Raw genomic sequence first — 24089 nt, 5'->3', positions numbered from 1 at the left:
GCGATTGGGCTCAGTCCGGCAGATCGCTCTCCGCAATCGCGTCCTGGATCCGCTCCGTCAACGCGGGATCCCAGCCGCCCGGCGCCAGGATGTCGACCCACAGGGCAGCCGCATCCGGGCCGAAAGCATGCCCGTACCCGTAAGGCACCTCGGCGGAGAAGATCATGTCGAGCGTCACCTGCCAGAACGTGACGAACGGCAGCCACCGCATCCCCGGGTCCACATCAGGTCCCAGCGGTTCCCGCAACCAGTCCGGGCGGTGCAGCATCAGGTCGAACGACCACCACGTAATCGGGTCACTGGCATGCTGCCAGAACACCACGCGCGGAAACTCCCACCGATCAGGCAAATTCACATCGGACGTGCGGGATGCGAAGCGGATGTGGCGGCCGCCGTCGACCACCGGCAGTCGCTCCAGCGAGCCAGGATCCCGGTAGGCGGTGATCCTGGCCCATGGCTGTGCGAAGTTGGGTGTGCCGACCAGGAGTGCACCGTCGGTGCGGGCGACGATATCGGCACCGGAGGCAAACGCCGACTGCCCGCCAAAGGAGCCCAGGCTCTCCCCGAACACCACCAACTTCGGCCGCGTGGCGTGCGGCAGTGCGGCCCAAACCCGGTGCACCTCTTCGAACAACGCCTGGCCTGCCAACGGAGGGGTCTCCCGGTCGGCGATGAAGGACAGCGCGCTGGGCAGGAACGAGTACTGCATGGACGCGATCGCGGTATCCCCGCCGTTGACGTATTCGAGCGCGGCGGCCACGTTGGGGTTCACCCAGCCCCGGCCCGTCGTCGTCACGACGGCCAGCACCTTGCGCTCGAAGGCATGGGTGCGGTGCAGTTCGGCGATCACCTGCTCGGCGGTGCCTTGGACGCTGTCCGCGGACATGCGGCCGGCGTAGACGCGGATCGGGGTGAGCGCCGGAGCGCCCGTCACGGCCGAGATCTGTTCGGCGCTGGGGCCACCGGCCACGAAGGTGCGGCCTTCCCGCCCGAGGGTGTCCCACGCCTGCGCCGAAGCCGGCGAACCCGAGCGCTCTGGCGCACCAGGTCGCTTGACTCCCTCCGCGGTGCTCTTGTCAGCCACCTTCGCGGATCGTTCGGCCATACCCAGCAGGCCGCGATGCAGCGCGCCGTCGAGCCCCATCACCAGGAGTGTCACCACGATCACCACCGCGGCCAGCCGGGCCACCGGGGCGGGCACCACGCGCCCGCCCACCTCAGTCAAACGATTGGTGGCCCAACGTAATCCATGCCCGATGGCGACGAGCGTCGCAGCGATCGCCACCGCGAGAAACAACACCAGGATGTAGAAGGACCGCTCGGTGCGCGGCATGCCGATCAGATCGCGCAGGATCTGCTGCCACCACGACCCGAGTACCAGAAACGTCGGGATGACCGCGACAGCCGTCCCGGCCAGCGTCCACCACCCGATTCTGCGGGTGCGCGCCGACCATTGCGGGCTGACCCCGCACCGGCGCACCACCCACGCCACGGCGCACCCCAACCCGTACCCGATCCCGACACTGATACCAGTCGCCACTCCCTGCAGATACCAGGCCCGCGGCAGCAGTGACGGGCTCATCGACCAGGCGAAGAACAACAGGGCCACCGACAAACCGACCGGATGCAGTGTGCGCGCCGCCGCGGCCACGCGCGACGGGATGGCCAGACCACGCAAGGCACGCAGCACGAGCACCGTCCTTCATTCAATTGGGTACCGAGACTGTAGAGGACCGCGCGATCACCGGCCGATTGCCAAGGCTGGACCAACAGCTTCGGATTCCGTGGCGGGCGTTAGAGTCGAGCGTGCCCAGGATCAGCGCCTCATCGGTCGAAGAACACCGCGAGCTGGTCCAACAGCGCGTCTTCGAGGCTTTCTCCGCGCTGATGGCCGATCACAGCTTCGACGCGATCACCATGGCCAAGCTCGCGGCCGAGGCCGGTATCGGGCGGACGGCGATCTATCACCACTTCCCCGACAAGGAATCAGTGGTGATCGCGTTCGCCTCGCACGAGACGACGCGCTACCTCGACGGGCTGCGGGCCGCCCTGTCCGAAGTCGACGATCCGGCCGAACGGCTGAAGGTCTACATCCGCCACCAGCTTGAGGCTGGGCAGGAATTCCACATGGGCATGGGCATGCAGCTCTACGGCGCGCTGTCGACCGAGACGATGCTGGCGATCCGCGAACATGTCGTGGCCGTCGAGGACGTGCTGCGCGAGATCCTGGCCGCGGGCGTCTCCGCGGGCCAGTTCGTGGTCGACGACGAACCCGCCACCATGTCGTTGATACATGCGTGCCTGGCACCCCGCCATCTTCCGGTCGAGGCCATCGAACGGTTCGTGCTGCGCGCCCTCGGCGCCACGCTCTAGCCGCGACCCGCTCCCTCGATCACGTAGCTCCCCGAACCCGCCGGCACCGTGTTAGGTTTCCGACAGCTTGTCAGCATCATGCTGACAAGCTGTCAAAGTTGAGCCCTACCAAGTGGAGCCGAGTATGCCGCCGAGCGCCGTCGCAGCCGAGTCCGTCCGTTCGCTGTCCGCCGCCATGCGTCAGGACTCGACCGACCAGCACGAGGCCGCCGAGCAGTCGCCATTCGTCACCGAACTACTCAGCGGCCGGGTCAACGAGCAGGGCTACATCGACTATCTGCTGCGGCTGCGGGCGATCTACGCCGCGCTGGAGGCCGCCGTCCGCGAGCACCGCGACGACCCGCTCGTCCGCGCCGTGTACGACCCCGCACTTGAGCGGTTGGACGCCATCGACGCCGATCTGGCTCATTGGGCCCCCGGCGCGGATCGCGACGTCGACTCACCCGCGATACGCGCCTACTGCGCTCGTTTCACCGAATCCCCTTGGGGCGGTGCGCTGGTGGCACACCACTACACCCGCTACCTCGGTGACCTTTCCGGCGGCCAGGCCATCGGTCGCATCTTGGCGCGCTCGTTCGACCTCGACGGCGAAGGTCTGGCGTTCTACGACTTCCCGATGCGTCCCAAGCCGTACAAGGACGCCTACCGCGACCGCCTCGACGGACTCGGCCTCGAGGCCGATGAGATCGACCGCGTCGTCGCCGAGGTGAAACTGGCCTTCGGCCTCAACCAGCGCGTGTTCAACGAACTCGCCGAGAAGCTGCCCACTTACGGCCGCTGACCTCAGCCCACCCAAATTGACGATTCCGCCAAAACATAGGAAGTTCATACCCCAATTCGGTTGAAGTTAGCTTATGCTAACCATACTTGCTAGGTGGGGGAGCAAAGCGATCGAAAGGAGACGCCGGCGCGATGACCGCCCCCGTCTGGATGGCCGTACCCCCCGAAGTCCACTCCGCCCTGCTCAGCAGCGGCCCCGGCGCCGGACCGCTGCTGGCAGCCGCCGGCGCATGGAGCTCGCTGAGTACCGAATACTCCATGGCGGCAATCGAATTGACCGCCTTGATGGGCACCGTGCAGGCCGGCGCCTGGGAAGGTCCGAGCGCCGAGCGGTACACGGCGGCGCATGTTCCCTACCTGGCCTGGCTGAGCGAAACCAGTGCGAGCACCGCCGGGGTGGCCGCCCAGATCGAGACCGCGGCGGCGTCCTACACCGCGGCCCTCGCGGCGATGCCGACGCTGGCCGAGCTGGCCGCCAACCGCGTAACCCTCGGTGTGCTGGTGGCCACCAACTTCTTCGGGATCAACACGGTCCCGATCGCCGTCAACGAAGCCGACTACGTGCGCATGTGGATCCAGGCCGCGACCACGATGACCGTCTACCAGGCCGCCTCTGAGGTCGCGGTAACCACCGCACCGCCGTCCACTGCGGCCCCGCTGCTGATGGCGCCGGGCGTCGGCGAAGCGGGTGCGGCGTCGGCCACGATGATGCAATCCGCGACCACAGCCAGGGCCACCGAATCTGGCTCTTCCCTCAGCCTGAGCGACTTGATCAGTTCGTACGAGGAGTTCGTCGAGTGGGTCAAGGCCAACGATCCGATCGGGAACTGGCTGGCCGGGGAGTCCGAGCACTTCTATGGAATGTACGACCAGCTCAGGGAATTCATTCTCGAGCCATGGCGGATTCCGCAGGTCCTCGCCGAGATCATCGCCGATCCGTCGTTGTTGTTCACCACCTACATCAACGTGTTCTTCCTCGGTGCCTACACGGCGGTGTTCGCCGTGCTGGGAACCCCGCTCTATGCCGCGGCGGTCGCTGCGGCCTCCCCCGCGATGCTCGGCATGCTCGGGCTCATCGGACTGGCGCAGGCCTACGATATTCCGATCGACGCGCCCGCCCCCGAGGCCGTCGCCGAGCCGACCGAGCACCCCGCGATCGCCGCACTCCCCGGCCCCTCCGCTCCATCGGTGCCCGCAGGCGCACCGACCGCGCCGACACCTGGTTCAGCGCCGGTCACGCCGGCGCCGTCGCCCACGCCGATGACCGCAGGCACGGAAACCAGCATCTATGCAGTCCCCGGCGGCGGATCCGGATTCGGCTTCGGCCCCACCATGCGCCACAGCGCCACCGCCCAGGCCTCCGACTCCGTCGGAGCAACCGCGGCGGCCGCCGCAACCGCCGCCGCCATCAACAAGCGACGGGCGCAGACCCGTAAGCGTCGCGGCGGGACCGCCAAGGACCGTGGATACCGTTACGAGTTCCTGACGGCCGACGGTGACCCCGCCACGCCACCAGCCGAGCAACACGTCACCACCACTGCCTCCGGCAGCGGTGCCGGAAACCTCGGATTCACCGGCACCGCTGAGAAATCCGCCATTGCCGGACCGGCCGGGCTGACCACACTGGCCGACGACACATTCGGCAGCGGCACCGCGACCCCGATGATGCCGGGCAGCTGGCAGACCGAGGCGGACGCGAAGTCCACCACGGAAAAAGAGAGCGGCGCCTAACCGATCTGTGTTGAGGCGGTGAACAATTCGTGAGAGTTGGCGCCGCGGCCGTCCGTGACGCCCAACATCCGGCATCTCGTGGCAATACTGGTGACTCCGAGCGAAGGGAGCACCGCATGACCGCCGATACCGCGCAGCAGCCCGGCAGCTGGGAAAGTTCGCTCCCGCACTTCTCGACCGTGGAGAAGCACAGCGGCATCACGGTGCCGACCTCCCAGCCGTCGGAAAGGCTGCGGTTCTTCGCCGTGCTCACTTTCATCCTGTGGGTTCCGGTCGCCGTCGGAGCGGCTTTCTGGTTTCACAGCATGCAGAGTCACCATCCGTCGACGTGGTTGGGCGTCGCGTCGATCGTCGGTTCGTTTCTCCCCGCCATCCTTGCCGGCATCGTCGCCGACGAGGCCCGCGATACGTTCGGGCAACGCAGGACCGGCAATTGGATCGCATGGATACCCGCATTGTCGGGTGCCGCGGTCGGGTTGCTCGGCGCCGCCGTCTGGTTCAGAGATTTCACCGGCGGGGTGTTGGCCATGGTCAGCGTCGTGTGCTCGGCCGGCGCGGCGATCGCCACACTCGCGGCCTGGCGGGGCATCCGTTACACCCGCCGCCGCCGGGACTGGTTGACGGCGCTACGCCGGCACGGCGTGCGTTCGCAGGGAGAGCTGCGCACCGTGAAGTTCCTGAAACGCTGGACCGCGGACGACCCTCAGTTCACCGTCACCGTTGCGTTCGACGGGCCGAACGGACGCCGGGTGGTGACCGCGAACATGGTCGCCGATCCCACCCGGGTCCCGTTGGCGGGATCCCGCGTCGTCGTCTTCAGCGCGCCCGACGACACGGGCGATGTCCTCATCGAACTCGACCCCGCAGCACCGCCCACGTTCGACCGTGATCCCAGCGGCCAGTACCGCAAGCCGAGCGGAAACTAACCTTCGCGCTTGGCCAGCTCCCGCAGCACCAGATCGGTTGCGTCCCAATCCATGCACTTGTCGGTGACCGACTGGCCGTAGGTGAGCGGGCGAGCCTCGGGCGACTGGGCACCGGCGACCAGGAAGCTCTCCAGCATCACACCGCTGATCGGCAGTCCATCGCGAACCAGCTGAGCCACTTCGCCGGCCACCGATGCCTGGCGGACATGATCCTTACCCGAATTGGCGTGGCTGCAATCGATCACGACCCGACCGGGCAATCCGGCACCAGCCAGCTTGGCTGCGACATCGGCCACCGCGTCGGCGCCGTAATTGGGTCCGTCGGTGCCTCCGCGCAGGATCACATGGCAGTCCTCGTTACCTTCGGTGCTCACCACCGCGCCGCGGCCCATATCGTCCATGCCGAAGAAAACATGCTCGGCGGCAGCGGCTTTCACGCCGTCGACGGCGACCTGGATATTGCCGTCGGTGCCATTCTTGAACCCGACGGGCATCGACAGGCCGGATGCCAGCTGGCGGTGCACCTGCGACTCGGTGGTCCGGGCACCGATCGCGCCCCAGGCGACGGCATCGGCGATGTACTGCGGGCTGGTCGGTTCGAGGAACTCACAGCCGACCGGCAGGCCGATGTCGATGATGTCGAGCAGCAGCTGACGGGCCACCCGGAGGCCACGTGCGACATCGTAAGTGCCGTCCATGCCGGGGTCGTTGATCAGACCCTTCCAGCCGATCGTGGTGCGCGGCTTTTCGAAGTACACCCGCATCACGATCTTGAGCTGGTCTTTGAGCTCGTCGGCCACCTTGACCAGCCGGCTGGCGTATTCCAGCGCGGCCGCGGGATCGTGCACCGAGCACGGGCCGACAACGACCAGCAGGCGGTCGTCACGACCGGCCAGGATGTCGGCGATCTCATCGCGGTCGCGGGCCACCCGCTCGGCGCGGCGCGCCCCCAGCGGGAATTCGGTCAGTACATCGTGCGGGCTGGGAATCGCGCTGAAGCTGCGAACCCGGCGATCCGATGTGGCCGGGGCGTTGGCGATCTGCGCCAAATTCATTTTTCAGGTGCCTTCCTGGTGGTGGGCACCTGGCTATGGATCCGGCGCCCTGTAACGACGAAAGGCAGCGACCGATGGTCACTGCCTGGGCTCCGGGTGGATGCGTGCTTAGTGCTGCGCTTTATCGGCTCCGCCCGGAGCCTTGATAAAGCGCCAATAGCTGGCACACACACCGATAGTCACGTCGGCCAGGCTACACGACGACCCTCGCCTGGTCACAACCGGTGCGTTCACAAGCGTGGTTTGTGGCCACGCCCTACGATCCTGGGCATGCCGCTCAGTGCACGGATGCCCGAGCTGGCAGCGTTCGAAGTGCTGCTGGCGATCGCCCGCACCGGCAGCCTCGGAGCCGCAGGCCGGGAGCTCGGGCTCACCCAGCAGGCGGTGTCCTCGCGGCTGGCGTCCATCGAGGCGCAGACCGGGGTACGGCTGGTGCAGCGCGGCCCCCGAGGATCGCGGCTGACCGCAGCGGGCGTGGTGGTCGCCGAGTGGGCCGATCAGTTGCTCGACGTCGCGGGACGCGTGGACGCCGGGTTGGCCGCGATGCGCAGCGAAAGCCACAGCCGGATCACCGTTGCGGCGAGCCTGACCATCGCCGAGCAACTCATGCCGCGCTGGTTGGTGTCGCTGCAGGCCGACGCGGCGCGCCGCAACGCGACGGCACCGCAGGTCATCCTCACCGCGGCCAACAGCGATCAGGTGATCGCGGCGGTGCACGACGGGGCGGCGGACCTGGGCTTCATCGAATCCCCCGGCGCGCCGGCGGGTTTGGGTAGTCGGGTGATCGCCCATGACGAACTGGTCACCGTGGTGCCGCCGGAGCACAAGTGGGCCCGCCGATCAGCTCCGGTCAGCCCGGCCGACCTCAACGACACTCCGCTGGTGTCACGCGAAACTGGTTCGGGCACAAGGGATGCGCTCAGCTCCGCGCTGCGGTCCGTGCTGGGTCCGTCGAGCCGGCAGGCCGAGCCCGCGATCGAACTGTCCTCGGCCGCGGCAATGCGCGCCGCCGTGCTGGCCGGCGCCGGGCCCGCGGTGATGAGCCGGCTGGCCGTCGAAGTCGATCTCACCCTGGGCCGGCTGCGGGAGGTGCCCATCGCTGGACTGGACCTGCGCCGCGAGTTGCGTGCCATCTGGCCGGGAGGCCGCACTCCGCCGGCCGGCGCGGTGCGAGACCTGCTCAGCCACATCGCGTCACGTCGGCACCGCCCACCGTCAGCCGCGCAGTAGCCGACCCGACTTCACACCGCGCAACGTGTTGGTGGCGACCGTCGCCCAGGCACCGAGCAGTACCACGTACAACGCAACAGCGAGCCAGGAGATCACGACCGCGCCGGTGGCGGCGCCCAGCGCGGACGCACCCGTCACACAGGTGCCCACCGGGAAGGTGAAGCTCCACCAGGTCAGGCTGAAGGACAGCCCACGCCGCGCCCCGTGCACCGTCAGCGCCGTCGCGAGGCAGAACACGAACGCCCCGAAGCCACCTATCACCAGGCCGTACACGATGCCGAAGGCATGCAGCGCCGAAAGCGTCGCGGCGTCGGTGAGCACCGAACCGGCATGGGCGGCCAGCAGGTTGGCCGCCGTGATCGACTGGCCCACGACACCGAGCACGATCCAGACGGTGGGAATCGCCTGCACCTGGCTGAAACCGCCGTGCATGAGCCGCGAGTACACCATGGTCGTGGTGATCAGACCGGCCAGCAGGCTCAGGCCGAACATCGCATAGCAGACCACCAGCAAGGTCATCCCCGCCTGTCCCGGGCCGAGGTGTGACAGCAGCAGTGCGCCGGTGGAGGCCGACACCATGGGTGACACGACCGGCATCATCCAGGCCGGCACCGCCTCCACATCGGTGTGGTCCTCACGGGTGATCATCGCGAACGGAAGCCACAGGGCGACAACCAGTCCCAGTGCCGAACCGGCCGTCCACAGCACCACGTCGACAGCCAGCGCCACGGAGGGGCCGATGACTGCGGGGCCGAGCAGCAGCGCCCCCGCCCCGACGGTCAGCAGTGCCATGGCCGGCGCCCCGTAGAACTGCCCCATCACGTGGTGCGCGGCATAGGCTTTCGCCTGATCGCGATACCGGATCCAGTGCGTGGCGAACGCCCCGGTGAGCACTGCCAGGACAGACGCGGCGAGAATCCATACCGCGGTGGCGAATTCGTGCAACCCCGGCATGTGCAGCGGCAGCGTGGCTGCGGCCGTCGCGACGATTCCGGTGCCCATCACCGAGGCGAACCAGTTGGGCGTGATGTGCCGGAAGGCTGACCCCGCGCTGTCCAATTCGGCCAGCAGAGCGGTGTGGAACGGCCTCTCCGCTGTATAGGCGGCTGCGTAGGTGGTCACCTCACCAATGGTGGTGGGCAGAGCCTCTCACCGGTAGGCGTCACGACGTTGTGGCATCACAAGCCAAGCTTGTGGCTCAGACGTAGCGGTTACGGCCGGCGAGCGCGCCGGCCACCATCTGCACCAGGTAGACCACGAGCACCATGACAAACGGCACGGTCCACCCCGCGGTCATGTCGTGCAGCAGCCCGAACGAGAACGGACCGATACCGGCCAACAGATAGCCGAAGCCCTGCGCCATCCCGGACAGCCGGGCGGTGTCCTCGGCGTTGCGGGCGCGCAGCGCGATCACGGTGAGCGCCAGCGAGAACACGCTCATCCCGATACCGATCAGGAAGCTCCACAGCAGCGGCGCCGCACCGGGATTCACGAGCAGGCCGACGGTGCCGACGATCCCGATCACGCCGAGACCGACGATCCAGCCGCTCTGGTTCTTCTGCTTGGCGGCCAGTGGGGGCACGATGAGGCTGATCGGCACCGCGAGGATCGACACCAGTCCGAGCAGAAGCCCGGCATCGGTCTTACTGACCCCGCTGTCGATGAACACCTGGGGCAGCCAGCCCATGGCGACATAGGCGAGGAACGACTGGCAGCCGAAGAACAAGGTGACCGTCCAGGCCAGCGGGCTACGCAGCAGCGACCGCCCGGACCCACCCGAGGCCGCGTCGTCGGTGCGCGCCTGGCTGATGCCCCGTGCGCCCACCACCCAGAACAGCAGCGCGAGTAGGGCCACCAGAGCCCAGGAGCCCAGGGCCCCGCGCCAGCCGCCGAGCAGCGGCTCCAGGGGCGGGGTGACCGCGGATCCCAGTGCCCCGCCACCCTGCAGGGCAGCGGTGTAGACGCCGGTCATCAGGCCGATCTGCGCCGGGAACGACCCCTTGATCACGACCGGGATGAGCACGTTGACCAGGGCGATCCCGCCGGTGGCCACGAGCGTTCCACCGATCACCACGTACGGACCGTCGAGCACGCGCACGACCAGGCCGATACTGAGGATGACCAGGCCGACGGAGATCGCCCGGCCCAAGCCGATTCGGCGGGCCAACCACGGTGCCGTCAGGCCGGCCGCGGCAAAACACAACCCGGGGAGGGTGGTCAGCACGCCGGCCCAGACAGCCGAGGCGCCGAGCGATTCACGCATCTCGCCGAGGACGGGTCCGATGCTGGTGATCGCCGGGCGCAAGTTCAGTGCGGTCAGGATCACCGCGACGATCAGTAGGGCTCCGCCTGCTGCCATCGTCCCGGGACGGACCTCTACGGCACCGTCCAGCTCGAGCTCCAAATCGTGCTCGTAACCGTTCCGGGATTCGCCGCGCAGAGTCCTACTCACCCGGCTATAGTGCCATACATCCCATGATTGGATGAAAGGATCGTTGAGTGCCGCTCGCCACAACGCGACGCGCCGGCCTGGTCGACCAGGTCATCGAGCAGCTGCGCACCCTGGTCACCTCCGGCGAATGGCCGGTCGACAGCCGGATACCCACCGAGCCCGAACTGGTCGCAGCGCTCGGCGTCGGCCGCAACACGGTGCGCGAAGCCATTCGGGCACTGGCGCACAACGGCATCTTCGAAGTTCGCCAGGGCGACGGCACCTACGTCCGCGCCACCAGCGAGGTATCGGCAGCGCTGCGCCGGCTCTGCGGATCCGAACTGCGCGACGTGCTGCAGGTCCGGCGCTGCCTCGAAGTGGAGGGCGCCCGCCTGGCCGCCACCGCGCGTACCGACGAAGACGTCGCCGAGCTACGTGCCCAGCTGGCGCACACCGACATCACCGACCACGCGCAGTTCGCCCACTCCGACACCGAATTTCACCTGGCCGTCGTGCGCGCATCGCACAACCCCGTGCTGATCGAGATCTACCGGGGCCTACTCGAGGCGATCACCGCCAGCGTCGCGACCACGAGCGCCACTTCCGGTGGCATCTTCCCGCATGACCAGCTGGTCGACGCGATCGCCGCCGGCGATGTGGAGCGCGCGGGACACGAAGCCGCGGGCTTCCTCGACGAGCTGCTCGCCCAATTACCGGTTCAGGACTGCTGAGCGTTCCCTGCTTTCCAGGATTCCGACCAATCCCACAATCCGGACAGTGCCTGACCCAGCGCAGCGCCGGCGACGGTGAGTTCCCATGCCCCGGTGTCGTTCTTGACTACCAGCCCCGCGGCGACAAGTTGCTGCAGCCGCTCTGACAACATGCTCGACGAGCAATTGCCCATGCGTCGCCGCAGCTCCAGGAAGCCCAGGGCCCCAGGCTCGAGTTCCCAGATCACCCGCAAGACCCAGCGCTGGCCCAGCAGTTCCATGATCGCGAGCATGGGCGCATTTGCCGGGTCCTCACCACGGCGCACAAACTCAGGTCCACTTGCGCTTCTCATTTAGAACCATCATATTGGTTCTAAATCAGAAGCATGGAGGCAAGGCATGCCAGTCGCACTCGTCACCGGCGCTTCGCGTGGGATCGGCGCCGAGGTGGCCCGCCAACTCGCCGCGTCAGGCGTGCACGTGATCGTCAACTACCGCGAAAAAGTCAAGCGGGCCAACGCCATCGTCGACGCCATCACGGAAGCCGGCGGGCAAGGATCGGTCGCCGGTGCCGACATCAGCGATCCGTCCGCAGCGGCCGACCTGATGAGGCACGTCGCCGACTCGTTCGGCCGGCTGGATGTATTGGTACTCAACGCTTCCGGTGGCCTCGAACTCGGTGCCGACGCGGGCTACCCGATGCGGATCAACCGCGATGCCCAGGTCCGCCTGACCGAACTCGCGCTCCCGCTGCTCTCGCCCGGTGGCCGCATCGTGTTCGTCACCAGCCACCAGGCCCATTTCCACGGGCAGCAATCGGTACCCGACGACTACCTGCCGATCGCCGAGAGCAAACGGGCCGGCGAGGACGCCCTGCGGGCGATGCAGTCGAGATTCGCCGACGCGGGCGTGTCCTTCGTCGTAGTCTCCGGAGACATGATCGACGGGACGATCATCGTGCGCCTTCTGGCCCGACGCGATCCGGATGCGGTCGAGGCGAGACGCTTACATGGATCGCTGCCGACCGTCGAGGAGTTCGCCGGAGCGATCGCCGGCGCGGCGCTCGACCCCAAGGCGTCCGGCGACACTGTGTACGTCGGCGGCTCCGATTACCTCGCCGCCGACTCAGAACGGCGCGTCCTCCACCCGAGCCCGGGCCCGCGTCAGCGGCAGCCGTAACAACAGGCGCGCACCGCCCAACGGGCTCTCCAGCAAAGCGGCTGTGCCGCCGTGCAATTCGGCCTGCTGTGCCACCAGAGCCAGGCCGAGCCCCGATCCTGAACGCGACGCGGTAGAGCCGCGGGCGAACCGCTCGAAAACCTCGGCCCGCTCTGCCTCAGGCACCCCGGAGCCGTTGTCGTCCACGACGATCTGCACGTCATCGGCCGAACTGACTGCGCTGAGCCGGATTTCGGTCGCCCCACCGTGCTTGACGGCGTTGGCGATGGCATTGTCGATCACCAGCCGCAGGCCCGCGGGCATACCGAGCATCAGCACCGTCGGCGAAGGCATCAGGGTGGCCCGCAGGCCCGGATAGGTCCGTAGCGCGTCGTGTGCCGCCCGATCGAGCAGCTCGGTGACATCCATCGGCACGAAATCCTCGACCGTGGTCAACTCGCCCTGAGCCAACCGCTCCAGGGCGGTCAGCGTGCCCTCGATGCGGCTCTGCGTGCGCAGCACATCCCCGATCACCTCGTCGCGCTGCTCAGCGGTCATGTCCAGGGTCGACAGCACTTCCAGGTTGGTGCGCATCGCGGTCAACGGGGTGCGCAGCTCATGGGAGGCCACCGCGGCGAAATCGCGGGCCGACTCCAGCGCGGCCTTCGTGCGCTCCTGCTCATTGCCGATGCGCGCCAGCATGCCCTCGACGGCCTCGGCGATCTCGACCGCCTCGCGCACCCCACGCACCTGTACCTCGTCGGGATTGGACTGGGCGTTGATGGCGCGGGCCTGCTGTGCGAGCAGCCGGAAAGGGTTGATCATCACCAGTGAGATCACCCAGCCGACCACCACGGTCGCGCCGATCACACCCGCGCACGTAAAAAAGACCCGCCGGTGGATTTCGTCGATGTGGCGTTGGGTTTCGGCCAGTGGCGCACCAAGGGCGATCGAGGCCGGACCCGCGGTGAACGTCCGTACGCGGTACTCGACTCCGTCGATCGTGGTGTTGGCGTAACCGTTCTCCAGCTTGGGCAGCACGATGTCGCTGGGGACCGAGACACTCACACCGCCGATGTGGGCGGTGCGGACCAGGCCGCCGTCGTCGGGCATCATGCCGGCGCTTGCCTGCCGTGTGTTGTTGAGCAGTGTGCTGACGTCGCCCAGGCTGCTCAACGAGTCCAGTCGCCGATCCAACTGGCTGTACTGATCGTTGGTGACACCGATCCATACCCAGGTGCCCAGAATGATGGTGAAACCAACGACGCCGAGCGCGGCCACGATGACGATGGTCCGCAACGACAGCACGCGCATCACCGGCCGCAGCACGGGCCGCAACAGCTTGATCACGCGCTCTTCGAGATTCACCGGCGCTATCTTGCCCGATCAACGCGGGCGGGTGCCCGGCGCTCCGCCACCGGTCTGCCGCCATCGTCAACTTTTGGTTGACGATGGCGCGTCGTCAACCTAGAGTTGACGCATGAGCCAACCCGTCAGCATCACCAACCCCGTCCGCCTCGACGACCTCATCGGCGCGATCAAGAAGGCTCACACCGAACCTCTTGACCAGTTGATCGACGCCGTCATCGCCGCGGACGCCATCGGCGAGATCGCCGACCACCTCATCGGACACTTCGTCGACCAGGCCCGGCGCTCGGGCGCCTCCTGGACCGAGATCGGCAAAGCCATGGGCGTTACCAAGCAGGCAGCCCAAAAGCGCTTCGTGCCAAAGGTTCCCGATTTCAACCCGTCCACAATCGACCCCAACGCCGGATTCGGCCGATTCACCCCCCGCGCCCGCAACGTCGTCGTGGTCTCCCAGAACACCGCACACGCAGCAGGAAACGGCGAGATCACCCCGGAGCACCTGCTGCTGGCGCTGTTCGCCGAACCGGACGGACTTGCCGCCAAACTCCTTGCAAACCAGGGCATCACCGCCGAATCAGCGCGGGAGGCCATCACCCTCCCGCCGCCCGCCGCGGAGGTCCCGGCACTGATCCCGTTCAACGCAGGCGCCAAGAAGGCGCTGGAATTGACCTTCCGCCAAGCACTTCGGCTCGGCCACAACTACATCGGCACCGAACACATCCTGCTCGCCCTGGCCGAGGCCGAAGACGAGGACGGACCGCTGCACCGCCTCGGCGCCGACCTGCCACGATTCGAGACCGAGCTGGCCGCCGCCCTGGCACCGTTCGCCGCAAAGGGCCAGGACAGCTCCGGGGAATGAAACCGGCCCCGCGCTCGTAGAACACAGCGTGAAACTCAATGACGCCGCACGGGAACTGATCGGCGCGGGCGCCGACGCCACGCTCGTCACGCTCAACCCCGACGGCAGCCCACAGGTCTCCTTGGTCTGGGTGGCGTTGCAAACGACCCCGGACGGCGACGAGCTCGTCATCGCCCACCTGTCCGAACACCAGAAGGTTCGCAACGTCCGCCGCGATCCCCGCGTCGCGGTGACGATCGTCGATCCTGGCCGCGTCGGCGAGGTGATGCGCCCGTATCTTGCGATCACCGGCACGGCCCGCATCGTCGAAGGCGGCGCGCCGGAACTGCTCAAGGAACTGGCACAGACGCTGGCGGCCCCGGATGTTCCGTTCCCGCCGAAGGACGCGCCGCCCGGTTGGCTGACCCGCATCCGGATCGACAAGGTGGGCGGCGTCGGGCCCTGGGTGTCCTGACCCAACCGGCTGTAACACGTTTCACTTTGTGCGATCATGCCTGGCATGCCTCGCTGGTTTGCACTCATGTTCACGGCCATGGTGGTGTCGGTCGCCACCCTCGTGGCCCCGCCGGCGGCGTCGGCCGAAGGCGCACCGATCGGCAACATCGGCGAGACGCTGCGCGTCCAGACCGACAACGGGATCGTCGCCGACGTCACGGTGCACGACGTGCTCGCCAGCGACGTCCCGCCCGGCTGGGGCTGGAACGGCTCGCCGCGGTGGCGCGCCCAGGGCGGGCCGTGGCGGGTGCCGATCACAGTGACCGCCATCCAGGCGCCCAATCCGTATGCGATGGCGCTGGCGTTCACCTTCAACGGCGTGACGCCGTACGCCGACGCGTACGCACCCAAGCACACCGACGCGCCCAACCGGCTCGAAGCGGCGCTGCGCAACGCTCCCCCGGGATCCACTGTCAACGGCGACGTCTACTGGGACGTCTACCGCGCACTGGTCACCAACGTGGTACTCACCGACACCCGGTCGGGCAAGCACCTCGCGCAGTGGAATCTGTGGCAGCCGGGCGCGCCCCTGCCTTGATCACGCGCGCCACGGCAGCTGAACTTCCCGAACTCGCCGCGGTGGCCGCCGCCACCTTCCCCCTGGCCTGTCCTCCGTCGGTGACGCCCGACAACGTCGCCGCATTCATCGCCGAGAACCTCACCGAAGAGCGCTTCGGCGAGTACCTCACCGACCCGAACCGGATCGTGCTCGTAGCCCGGGAAACGTCAATAGCCGGATACGCCATGCTGATTCACGGTGTGCCGGACAACCCCGACGTCCAGCGGGCGGTGCTTCAGCGGCCCGCCCTCGAGCTGTCCAAGATCTATGTGCTGCCCGACCGCCACGGCAGCGGCGCGGCGCAGGCGCTGATGACCGCCGCTCTGCACGCCGCGTCGGAATCCGAAGCCAACTGCGTATGGCTGGGCGTCAACCAGGACAACCAGCGGGCCCAGCGGTTCTACACCAAGAACGGCTTCACGATCGCCGGCACCAAGACCTTCCGGCTCGGCACGCGCATCGAGAACGACTACGTGATGGTCCGACCGGTCTAGACGGTCTTCTGGGCAGCGGCAGTCAGGGCCAGCAGACGCGACGTGGCCCGCAGATACTTCTTCCTGAACCCGCCGGCCACCATCTCCGGGCTGAAAATCGTGTCCAGCTTGGTGCCTGAGGCCAGCACCGGAACACCGGCGTCGTACAGGCGGTCGGTCAGCGCCACGATCCGCAGCGCCACGCTCTGGTCCTCGATCGGGTGCACCCCGGTGATGAACACCTCGGTGACGCCCTCGATCAACGCGTGATAGCGCGACGGGTGCATGGTGGCCAAATGCGCACACAGCGCGTCGAAGTCGTCGAGGGTCGCGCCGGTGACCCCCTCGGCCCGACGTGCCACCTCGTCGTCGGACAGCGGCTCGGGGGCCGGCGGCAGATCGCGATGCCGATAGTCGGGCCCCTCGATCCTGACCGTGGTGAAGATCTGGGCCAACGTGTTGATCTCGCGCAGGAAGTCCTGGGCGGCGAACCGGCCCTCCCCCAGCTGTTCGGGCAGGGTGTTCGAGGTGGCCGCGATCGACACCCCGCGTTCCACCAACGCCGAGAGCAGCCGCGAGATCAGTGTCGTGTTGCCCGGGTCGTCGAGTTCGAACTCGTCGATGCACACCACCACGTACTCCGAAAGCAGGTCGATGCACTCGTTGTAGCCGAACACACCGGCGAGCTGAGTCAGCTCACCGAACGTGGCGAACGCCGCCGGATACCCGGAAGCCGCCTCACCTTTCGAGAGCGTGTAATAGGTCGAGGCCAACAGGTGGGTCTTGCCGACGCCGAACCCGCCGTCGAGGTACAGCCCCACCCCGGGCAGCACCTCGCGTTTGCCGAACAGCTTCTTCTTGCCCGCGCGCCGCACCGCAGCCTGCTCGCAGAAGCTGCGGCAGGATTCCACCGCGGCGGCCTGGGACGGTTCGGCGGGATCCGGGCGGTAACTGTCGAAGCTGACGTCGGCGAACGTCGGCGGCGGAACCAACTGTGCGACCAGCCGCTCCGGCGTGACGGTGGGATGACGATCGGCGAGTTGAGCGACGCCGCTGGACCCGTGCATGCAGGCAGCGTAGCCACGTGCTCCAATTCAGTTCATGTCCGATGACACCGCCGGGACAACCCTGACCGTGCTGGGAAACGTCGACAAGATCGCCGACGGACAACTGGCCGACTACTACGCATATCCCGATGACCTGCAGAGATGTTGGGTGCGCGGCAACATGATCAGCAGCTTGGACGGCGGGGCCACCGAGGACGGCAAGTCCGGCGGGCTGGGCGGTCCGGGTGATCGGGCTGTGTTCAATCTCATGCGGCAGGCCGCCGACGTCATTGTGATGGGCGCCGCGACCGTGCGGATCGAGAACTATTCGGGTGTGCAGCTGTCGGTCGCTCAGCGGCAGGAACGCCAGCGTCGCGGGCAGGCCGAGGTACCGCCCATCGCCGTCATCACCGCATCGGCCGAGCTCGATCCCGAAGCGAAATTCTTCACCCGCACCGAGGTTCCGCCGCTGATCCTCACCACGACCAAGACCGTGGCCGACGCCCGGCATCGGCTGGGCGCGGTCGCCGAGGTGCTCGACGCCTCCGGTGCCGACCCGACCCGCGTGGACGCGGCGGTGGCGCTGCGGATCCTGGCCGAACGCAAGCTGTTCCGGGTGCTGACCGAGGGAGGCCCCGCGCTGCTCAGCCAGCTCATCGAAACCCACCTGCTCGACGAGTTGTGTCTGACCGTGGCGCCGATGCTGGTCGGCGGAGTGGCCCGGCGCATCGCCACCGGTCCCGGCCAGGCGCACACCCGGATGCGGCCCGCGCACCTGCTCACCGACGACGAGGGCTACCTGTACACGCGCTACGTCCGCGGGTAGTGGTGCCGACGAGCGCTCGCGCGAGGAGCATCGAAACAGCTGTCGCTACTGTGGTCAGCATGCGTCATCAGCTGGTGAAAGCCTTGAGAAGGTCGGCCGTCGCCGTGCCCATCCTGTCACTGGGGTTACTCACCGCTTGTTCACCGCTGTTCGCCGCAGATCCGCGTTATGCCACCAACTCGGGCGCCCACCCGCAGGGACAGCCCGTGACCAGCTCTGCTGCCCCGCCCGGTCCACCCGGCATCGAAGCGCCCAAGAACGACCTGTCCTGGCGCGACTGCACCCCCCGGCTGTTCAGCGGCGCCGGTGTCCAGCCGCCCGCCGACGTCACGCTGGATTGCGCGACCTACGACGCCGATCTGGACTCGATCAACGGCGCCACCGGCACGGTCAGCATCGGCGTGGTGCGGGCCCGGTCGCCGCAGACACCGCCCGACGCGGGTCCGCTGGTGATGACCACCGGATCCGACATCCCGTCTTCGGTACAGCTGCCGACCTGGCTGGCCCGCTCCGGAACCGACATTCTCAAGACCCATCCCATCGTCGCCGTGGACCGGCGCGGCATCGGCATGTCCGGCGCACTCGATTGCCGCGACGTCTATGACCGCCAGGAGATGCTGGACCAGACGCAGTTTCAGGCCGGTGACGATCCAGTGGCCAACCTGGGCGCGGTCACCATGACGGCCACCACGAGTTGCACCGACACGATCGCCCCGGGCGACTCGGCTTACGACAACGCGCACGCCGCCGAAGACCTGGAACGGCTGCGCAGCACCTGGGACGTGCCCTCGCTGGCGCTGCTCGGCATCGGCAACGGCGCTCAGGTGGCACTGGCCTATGCCGGCTCTCACCCGAACAAATTGTCACGGCTGGTGCTGGACTCTCCGCTGCCGCTGGCACTCGGCGCCGAGGCCGCCGCCGAACAGCGCGTGAAGGGCCAGCAGGCCGCGCTCGACGCGTTCGCCGCGCAGTGCGTGGCCACCAACTGCCCGCTGGCCCCCGATCCGAAGGGCGCCGTCGACGCGCTGCTGGCCGACGCCCGCGCGGGACGCGGACCCGGCGGCGTCTCGGTGGCCACGCTGGCCGACGCGATCACCACCGGAATGGGCTTCCCCCAAGGCGACCGGGTGGCCGCCACCAACAATCTGGGGACCGTCCTGGCCGCGGCCCGCGCCGGTGACGCCGGCCCGATCTCCAACCTGATCACCCAGGCCGACAACCTGCGCCAGACCGACGGCCAGTTCGTCAACTCGTGCAGCGATGCGCTGAACCGGCCCACGCCGGACCGGGTCCGCGAGCTGGTGGTCGCGTGGGGCAAGCTCTACCCACAGTTCGGCACGGTCGGGGCACTCAACCTCGTCAAATGTCTCAACTGGCCCAGCGGCACGGCATCAAAAGACCCGCAGGACCTCAAGATTCCGGTGCTGCTGCTCGGTGTGCACAACGACCCGATCGTCGGCAACGAGGGTGTCGCCGCCGTCGCCGCGACCATCATCAACGCCGGGGCAAACAATCGTCGGGTGATGTGGCAGGGCATCGGGCACGGCGCCAGCATTTACACCGCATGTGCGCTGCCGCCGATGACGGGGTATCTCGACAGCGGCAAACTGCCGGAGACCGACACGTACTGTCCCGCCTGACGCCGGGCCAGATCGGCGTCGGTATAAGGTTCGCTGGTGGCCGAAGCGGAATCCCCGACCAAATCAGTCAGAGTCGGTCTTCTGAACTCGTTCCGTCCCCGCACCTCTCCGCCGAGCATCGCCTCGGTGCTGCGTTCGGTGCTGTGGCCGGTCGCGATTCTGTCGATCATCCATCGCAGCTACGTATTGGCCACCAACGGCTACATCACCGACGACTTCGGTCCGGTGTACCGCGCGGTGATCAACTTCAAGCTCGGCCTCGACATCTACAACGAGCACTTCGACTACGTCGACCCGCACTACCTGTACTCGCCCGGCGGCACCCTGCTGCTGGCCCCGTTCGGCTATCTGCCGGTGGACGCCTCCCGATACTGGTTCGTCTTCTTCAACACGGTGGCGATCATTCTGGCCGCCTATTTTCTGGTACGGCTGTTCAAGTTCTCGTTCAGCTCGGTGGCCTTCCCCGCGCTGCTGCTCGCGATGTTCTGCACCGAGTCGGTGACCAACACCCTGGTGTTCACCAACATCAACGGATGCATCCTGCTGTGCGGTGTGCTGTTCTTCCGCTGGATGCTCGCGGGCACGGTGAACGGTCAGCTGTTGGCCGGCGTGGCCATCGGCCTGACTCTGGTGATCAAGCCATCGCTGGCACCACTACTGTTGCTGCCCTTGCTGAACCGGCAGTTCTACACATTCATCACCGCGATCGGTGTGCCACTGCTGTTCAACGGCGTCGGCTGGTTCATGGTGTCGGACCCCATGGGCTTCATCCGCAACACCGTGCCCTACATCTTCTCCACCCGCGACTACTTCAACAGCTCGATCGTGGGCAACGGCATCTACTACGGACTGCCGATCTGGCTGATCTTGTTGCTGCGCATCGTGTTCCTGCTGCTTGCCGTCGGCAGCCTGTGGCTGCTGTACCGGCACTACCGCCTGCGCGATCCGCTGTTCTGGATGCTGACCTCGTCGGGCGTGTTGCTGATCGCCTCGTTCCTGGTGCTGTCCCTGGGCCAGGGCTACTACTCGATGATGCTGTTCCCGTTCCTGATGACCGTGGTGCTGCCGAACTCGGTGATCCGCAACTGGCCGGCCTGGCTGGCGATCTACGGGTTCATGACGATGGACCGCTGGCTTCTCGTGCACTGGCCGACGACGGGGCGCTTCCTGGAGTACATGAAGATCACCTACGGCTGGTCGCTGATGCTTGTGGTCGTGTTCTGCGTGCTGTACTTCCGCTACCTGGACGCCAAGCAGGACGGCAGGCTCGACGAAGGCATCGACCCGCCTTGGCTGAACCGTCCCCGGGAAGCCGAATCAGTCTGAGGTGAACTGCATGACCTGACCCGCCAGGCGGGTCCGGGTCTGCATCTGAAGGCCGTGCCGCGCGCAGACCTCGTCGAGTTCGTCGGGATTCACCAATCGGAACGGCGACCGGTCGAGCCGGTGGACCGCGGTCGCCAGCGGGGTGCGGGTCAGGTCGTAGCCGGTGAACACGCCGCCCGGCCGCAAGACCCTGGCGATCTCTGCGACGGCCTTCTCCCACTCCACGATGTGGTGCAGCATCAGGCAGCTGAGCACCGAATCGAAGGAATCGTCGGCGAACGGTAGGTCGGTGGCATCGGCCCCGCGCACAGTCACGTCGGGAAACGCCTCCAGCCGCCGGGCCGCGGTGCGCACCATCGCCGGGTCGAAATCGGTGGCGGTGATGGCCAGTTCCGGATCGACCTGATGCAGCCGGGCCGCGATATCACCACTGCCCGAGCCTATTTCGAGAACGTCGTGCCCCAACCGATCGACCGGGAGGCTGCCGAGCACGGCCTGCCCCGTGCCACCCCGCCACAGCGCGGTCTTGCAGAAGGCGCGTTCGATCTGCGACATTGCCGGCATTGGAGCTCCCTGTCAGTACGTGAGTCGGTGTGGCTCCAGCATGACCCGCCACGGCACACCAGAGCTTGTACAGATCCGTCGTGTGAGACGTCCTGTGAGACGTCCTGTGAGACGTCCTGTGAGACATTGTGCGGATGAGCGAAGATCGCGCCGGTGCCGCGCCCTGGTCGGGCGCACTGGCGATCGTGGCCGGCGCGCTCTGCTACAGCGGGTCGCTGTCGGATGCGAAGGAACATCACCACGTCGCCACGCAGGTGGTGCGCGCGTGGACAGGCTCGTTCGAGCTGATCGACGGACGCGGGCGCCGGGCGGTCGCCTCCGCCGCGATCATTCCATCGGGTCAGCGGCACGCGATCCGCATCCCCGATCCCAGCACCGGGGTGTTGATCTTCCTCGACCCGAGCGCGTTCACCCGAGCCGGAACCGACAGCGAGGACGTGGCCGAGTGGGTGCTGGCCGGCGACGAATTGTCGTGCTGGACAACAGCGCTGCCACCCGAACAACTGCTCGAGACCCTGATGGCCCGGCCACCGAAGGGCTACTGCAGGCCGAGCGCCCACACCTGGCATCCCAGCGTGTTCGCTGCCGTCGAACTGATCCCACGACTGCTTCCCGGTCCCGTTCGCCTCACCGACGTGGCGCGCGGGGTCGCATTGTCACCGAGTCGGCTCGGCAGGCTCTTCAATGAACAAGTGGGGCAGTCTTTTCCGACGTATGTACGGTGGGCGCGGCTGCGCTGCGCGGTCGAAGCCGTGCGCACCGGAGCATCGCTGACCGACGCCGCCCACGCGGCCGGCTTCAGCGACAGCGCCCATGCGAATCGCGTCTGTCACGAGATGTTCGGTATGTCGCCCAGCGACGCGAGCCGGGACCTGGTGTGGGCCTGAGTCCGGTTGCATCCGGATCTGGACGGGAGAGGCCGGGCGGCACCTGGCGCACATCGGCGGACAGCACGTAGCGTGGAAACATGACGACCCCGGGTCCCAAGCTGGAACTGACCGACGACGAGTGGCGCGCCAAGCTCACTCCCGAGGAGTTCGCGGTCCTGCGCAGGGCCGGCACCGAACGCCCGTTCACCGGTGAGTACACCGACACGAAGACCGAAGGCGTGTACGAGTGCCGCGCCTGCGGTGCCGAGCTGTTCCGCAGCTCCGAGAAGTTCGAATCCCATTGCGGCTGGCCGTCGTTCTTCGACCCCGCCGATTCGGCCGCGGTGATCCTGCGGTCGGACACCACGCTGGGAATGCGCCGGGTAGAGGTGCTGTGCGCCAACTGCCACAGCCACCTCGGGCACGTGTTCGAGGGTGAGGGCTATCCCACGCCCACCGACCAGCGCTACTGCATCAACTCGATCTCCCTGAAGCTGGTGCCCAAGACCGACTGATCAATCGACCCGGGTGGCGTGCACCTCCCAGAACGGCATGTGCACCCGGCCGTCGACAAGCCACGGTTCGATCACCCGCAGCCGCTCCAACAGCGGAGTCATCTGGTCGGCCATGTCGGGGTTGCGGGCAGCCATCGTCTCGAATACCTCGACGCTGATGTTGCCCTGATACGTGGTCGTCCCGAGATAGGTGATCTCCCAGCCGGCATCGGGAAGCACCTCTCGGAAATCTCCGGCGGTCATCGAACGCGGCATCTTGAACCCGTTGACGGTGTGCTCGCCGAACTCGTACATGTACAGACGCGCACCGGGTTTGGTCGCCCGGTGCAGAGCCCGCACATAGGAGTTCTGCAGCTCCGGCTCACCGGCGAACACGTGGTAGAACGCGGTGTCGACGACGGTGTCGAACCTGCCCTCGAACCCCTCGAGCTTCGTGGCGTCGGCCACCCGGAAATCCACCGTCACGCCGGCCTTCTCCGCATTCTGCCGAGCCCGCTCGATCGCGGCCGGTGATGCGTCGATACCCGTGGCCGACAAGCCTTTCGACGCATAGTGGATGGCATGGTGGCCGGGTCCGGTGCCGGGATCGAGAACTTCGCCCGTTACCGCACCCAGCGCGACCAGCTGCTGCACGACGGGCTGCGGGCCCCCAATGTCCCACGGTGTGGCGGCGGGCAACCCGTGCGCCGTCCGCTCGTCGCGGTACATCTCCTCGAAGCGATCGGATTCTTGCGGAGCAGTCATGCCCGCGAGGGTAGACCCGCGAGCTGAAAGCCCAGGTCAACTCCCACGCCGAGCAGACGCAAAACTGCTCATTTCACCGGAGATGAAGTGGTCCCCAGAAGTTGGACTCTGACGTTTGGAGCCTAAGCGGCAAGGGCCTGGGCCCGGTATTGGACCGGGCTCAGGCCCTTGAGCTTTGTCGAGATTCGTTCGATGTTGTACCAGTGGATGTAGGTGTCGAGGGCAGCGGCGAAGTCCTCGACAGTGTCGAACCGGTTGTGGTGGAACATTTCTGACTTCAGGTGGCCGAAAAAGTTCTCCATGACCGCGTTGTCATAGCAGTTGCCTTTGCGCGACATCGACTGCACCGCCTCAACGTCGCCGAGCAACTTACGCCAGGACCAATGCCGGTATTGGAAGCCCTGATCGGAA

At 67.2% G+C, this 24089-nt stretch carries 26 protein-coding genes; 16 read left to right on the top strand and 10 right to left on the bottom strand.

The features are described 5' to 3' along the window. Positions 1-10: 10 nt before the first annotated feature. Positions 11-1690: an alpha/beta hydrolase gene (locus H977_RS0107755; RefSeq protein ID WP_502691149.1), complete on the bottom strand. Its 1680-nt coding sequence runs from the start codon at positions 1688-1690 to the stop codon at positions 11-13. 116 nt (positions 1691-1806) lie between these two features. On the opposite strand from H977_RS0107755, the gene H977_RS0107750 reads away from it, so the two are divergent. From H977_RS0107750 to H977_RS0107735, 4 genes are all read left to right on the top strand, one after another. Beyond that, on the top strand, positions 1807-2373 hold the full coding sequence (locus H977_RS0107750; RefSeq protein WP_029107328.1) for a TetR/AcrR family transcriptional regulator: 567 nt from the start codon (positions 1807-1809) through the stop codon (positions 2371-2373). Positions 2374-2497: 124 nt separating this feature from the next. Continuing rightward, positions 2498-3154: a biliverdin-producing heme oxygenase gene (locus tag H977_RS0107745; RefSeq protein ID WP_029107327.1), complete on the top strand. Its 657-nt coding sequence runs from the start codon at positions 2498-2500 to the stop codon at positions 3152-3154. Between the two features lie 131 nt (positions 3155-3285). Further along, the gene (locus H977_RS0107740) at positions 3286-4884 is read left to right on the top strand and encodes a PPE family protein (protein ID WP_029107326.1); all 1599 of its coding nucleotides are present in this window, start codon (positions 3286-3288) and stop codon (positions 4882-4884) included. A gap of 116 nt (positions 4885-5000) precedes the next feature. Continuing rightward, complete coding sequence (locus H977_RS0107735; RefSeq protein WP_029107325.1) at positions 5001-5810, top strand: hypothetical protein; 810 nt, start codon at positions 5001-5003, stop codon at positions 5808-5810. Here the strand turns inward: H977_RS0107735 and H977_RS0107730 are convergent. Beyond that, positions 5807-6865, bottom strand: coding sequence for a 3-deoxy-7-phosphoheptulonate synthase (locus H977_RS0107730; RefSeq protein WP_029107324.1), 1059 nt, complete (start codon positions 6863-6865; stop codon positions 5807-5809). The genes H977_RS0107735 and H977_RS0107730 overlap by 4 nt on opposite strands. Before the next feature lie 270 nt (positions 6866-7135). Here H977_RS0107730 and H977_RS0107725 point away from each other — a divergent pair, with 270 nt between their 5' ends. Next, on the top strand, positions 7136-8095 hold the full coding sequence (locus H977_RS0107725) for a LysR family transcriptional regulator (protein ID WP_029107323.1): 960 nt from the start codon (positions 7136-7138) through the stop codon (positions 8093-8095). On the opposite strand, the gene H977_RS0107720 is transcribed toward H977_RS0107725, so the two are convergent. Together H977_RS0107720 and H977_RS0107715 are read right to left on the bottom strand one after the other, a co-directional pair. After that, on the bottom strand, positions 8081-9217 hold the full coding sequence (locus H977_RS0107720; protein ID WP_029107322.1) for a TDT family transporter: 1137 nt from the start codon (positions 9215-9217) through the stop codon (positions 8081-8083). The genes H977_RS0107725 and H977_RS0107720 overlap by 15 nt on opposite strands. Before the next feature lie 76 nt (positions 9218-9293). Next, positions 9294-10454, bottom strand: a complete 1161-nt coding sequence (locus tag H977_RS0107715) for a CynX/NimT family MFS transporter (protein ID WP_051288767.1) — start codon at positions 10452-10454, stop codon at positions 9294-9296. 140 nt (positions 10455-10594) lie between these two features. Between H977_RS0107715 and H977_RS0107710 the strand changes: the two genes are divergently transcribed. After that, a complete protein-coding gene (locus tag H977_RS0107710; protein ID WP_029107320.1) occupies positions 10595-11257 on the top strand; it encodes a FadR/GntR family transcriptional regulator in 663 nt (220 codons plus the stop codon). Here the strand turns inward: H977_RS0107710 and H977_RS0107705 are convergent. Beyond that, positions 11245-11589, bottom strand: coding sequence for a winged helix-turn-helix transcriptional regulator (locus tag H977_RS0107705; protein WP_029107319.1), 345 nt, complete (start codon positions 11587-11589; stop codon positions 11245-11247). The genes H977_RS0107710 and H977_RS0107705 overlap by 13 nt on opposite strands. 46 nt (positions 11590-11635) lie before the next feature. Here H977_RS0107705 and H977_RS32695 point away from each other — a divergent pair, with 46 nt between their 5' ends. Then, complete coding sequence (locus tag H977_RS32695) at positions 11636-12415, top strand: SDR family oxidoreductase (protein ID WP_051288730.1); 780 nt, start codon at positions 11636-11638, stop codon at positions 12413-12415. Here H977_RS32695 and H977_RS32690 read toward each other — a convergent pair. Beyond that, on the bottom strand, positions 12362-13708 hold the full coding sequence (locus tag H977_RS32690; protein WP_036475553.1) for a sensor histidine kinase: 1347 nt from the start codon (positions 13706-13708) through the stop codon (positions 12362-12364). The genes H977_RS32695 and H977_RS32690 overlap by 54 nt on opposite strands. Positions 13709-13874: 166 nt before the next feature. On the opposite strand from H977_RS32690, the gene H977_RS0107690 reads away from it, so the two are divergent. Genes H977_RS0107690 through H977_RS0107675 form a run of 4 tightly spaced genes read left to right on the top strand, consistent with a single transcriptional unit; the run spans position 13875 to position 16169 of the window. Next, positions 13875-14621 carry a Clp protease N-terminal domain-containing protein gene (locus H977_RS0107690; protein ID WP_029107318.1) on the top strand — a complete coding sequence of 249 codons (747 nt, stop codon included), beginning with the start codon at positions 13875-13877 and terminating at the stop codon, positions 14619-14621. A gap of 28 nt (positions 14622-14649) precedes the next feature. After that, complete coding sequence (locus H977_RS0107685) at positions 14650-15075, top strand: PPOX class F420-dependent oxidoreductase (protein ID WP_029107317.1); 426 nt, start codon at positions 14650-14652, stop codon at positions 15073-15075. A gap of 45 nt (positions 15076-15120) precedes the next feature. Beyond that, the gene (locus tag H977_RS0107680) at positions 15121-15654 is read left to right on the top strand and encodes a hypothetical protein (protein WP_029107316.1); all 534 of its coding nucleotides are present in this window, start codon (positions 15121-15123) and stop codon (positions 15652-15654) included. Beyond that, positions 15627-16169, top strand: coding sequence for a GNAT family N-acetyltransferase (locus H977_RS0107675; protein WP_051288766.1), 543 nt, complete (start codon positions 15627-15629; stop codon positions 16167-16169). Before H977_RS0107680 ends, H977_RS0107675 begins: the two co-directional genes overlap by 28 nt. Here H977_RS0107675 and zapE read toward each other — a convergent pair. Beyond that, positions 16166-17215, bottom strand: coding sequence for a cell division protein ZapE (gene zapE / locus H977_RS0107670; protein WP_029107314.1), 1050 nt, complete (start codon positions 17213-17215; stop codon positions 16166-16168). The genes H977_RS0107675 and zapE overlap by 4 nt on opposite strands. Before the next feature lie 34 nt (positions 17216-17249). Here zapE and H977_RS0107665 point away from each other — a divergent pair, with 34 nt between their 5' ends. The 3 genes from H977_RS0107665 to aftC are packed head-to-tail and all read left to right on the top strand — an operon-like array spanning position 17250 to position 20986. After that, a complete protein-coding gene (locus tag H977_RS0107665) occupies positions 17250-18020 on the top strand; it encodes a pyrimidine reductase family protein (protein ID WP_029107313.1) in 771 nt (256 codons plus the stop codon). A 59-nt stretch (positions 18021-18079) separates the two neighbouring features. Beyond that, positions 18080-19660: an alpha/beta hydrolase gene (locus H977_RS0107660; RefSeq protein ID WP_196808189.1), complete on the top strand. Its 1581-nt coding sequence runs from the start codon at positions 18080-18082 to the stop codon at positions 19658-19660. Between the two features lie 33 nt (positions 19661-19693). Then, a complete protein-coding gene (gene aftC, locus H977_RS0107655) occupies positions 19694-20986 on the top strand; it encodes an arabinofuranan 3-O-arabinosyltransferase (RefSeq protein WP_029107311.1) in 1293 nt (430 codons plus the stop codon). Here the strand turns inward: aftC and H977_RS0107650 are convergent. Continuing rightward, positions 20978-21550 (bottom strand): class I SAM-dependent methyltransferase, encoded by a 573-nt coding sequence (locus tag H977_RS0107650; RefSeq protein WP_029107310.1) that lies wholly within the window; start codon positions 21548-21550, stop codon positions 20978-20980. The two genes, aftC and H977_RS0107650, sit on opposite strands and share 9 nt — an antisense overlap. 134 nt (positions 21551-21684) lie before the next feature. Between H977_RS0107650 and H977_RS0107645 the strand changes: the two genes are divergently transcribed. Together H977_RS0107645 and msrB are read left to right on the top strand one after the other, a co-directional pair. Then, on the top strand, positions 21685-22437 hold the full coding sequence (locus H977_RS0107645) for a helix-turn-helix transcriptional regulator (protein WP_029107309.1): 753 nt from the start codon (positions 21685-21687) through the stop codon (positions 22435-22437). Positions 22438-22517: 80 nt separating this feature from the next. After that, positions 22518-22934, top strand: a complete 417-nt coding sequence (gene msrB, locus H977_RS0107640) for a peptide-methionine (R)-S-oxide reductase MsrB (protein WP_029107308.1) — start codon at positions 22518-22520, stop codon at positions 22932-22934. On the opposite strand, the gene H977_RS0107635 is transcribed toward msrB, so the two are convergent. Beyond that, complete coding sequence (locus tag H977_RS0107635) at positions 22935-23678, bottom strand: class I SAM-dependent methyltransferase (protein WP_029107307.1); 744 nt, start codon at positions 23676-23678, stop codon at positions 22935-22937. It lies immediately after the preceding gene. A gap of 122 nt (positions 23679-23800) precedes the next feature. Continuing rightward, positions 23801-24089 (bottom strand): IS3 family transposase (locus H977_RS0107630; RefSeq protein WP_029107306.1); only part of this gene is annotated, 289 nt, incomplete at its 5' end.

This window comes from Mycobacterium sp. URHD0025 (assembly GCF_000426065.1).
Taxonomy (GTDB): Bacteria; Actinomycetota; Actinomycetes; order Mycobacteriales; family Mycobacteriaceae; genus Mycobacterium.
This window is presented reverse-complemented; position numbering and strand designations above follow the sequence as displayed.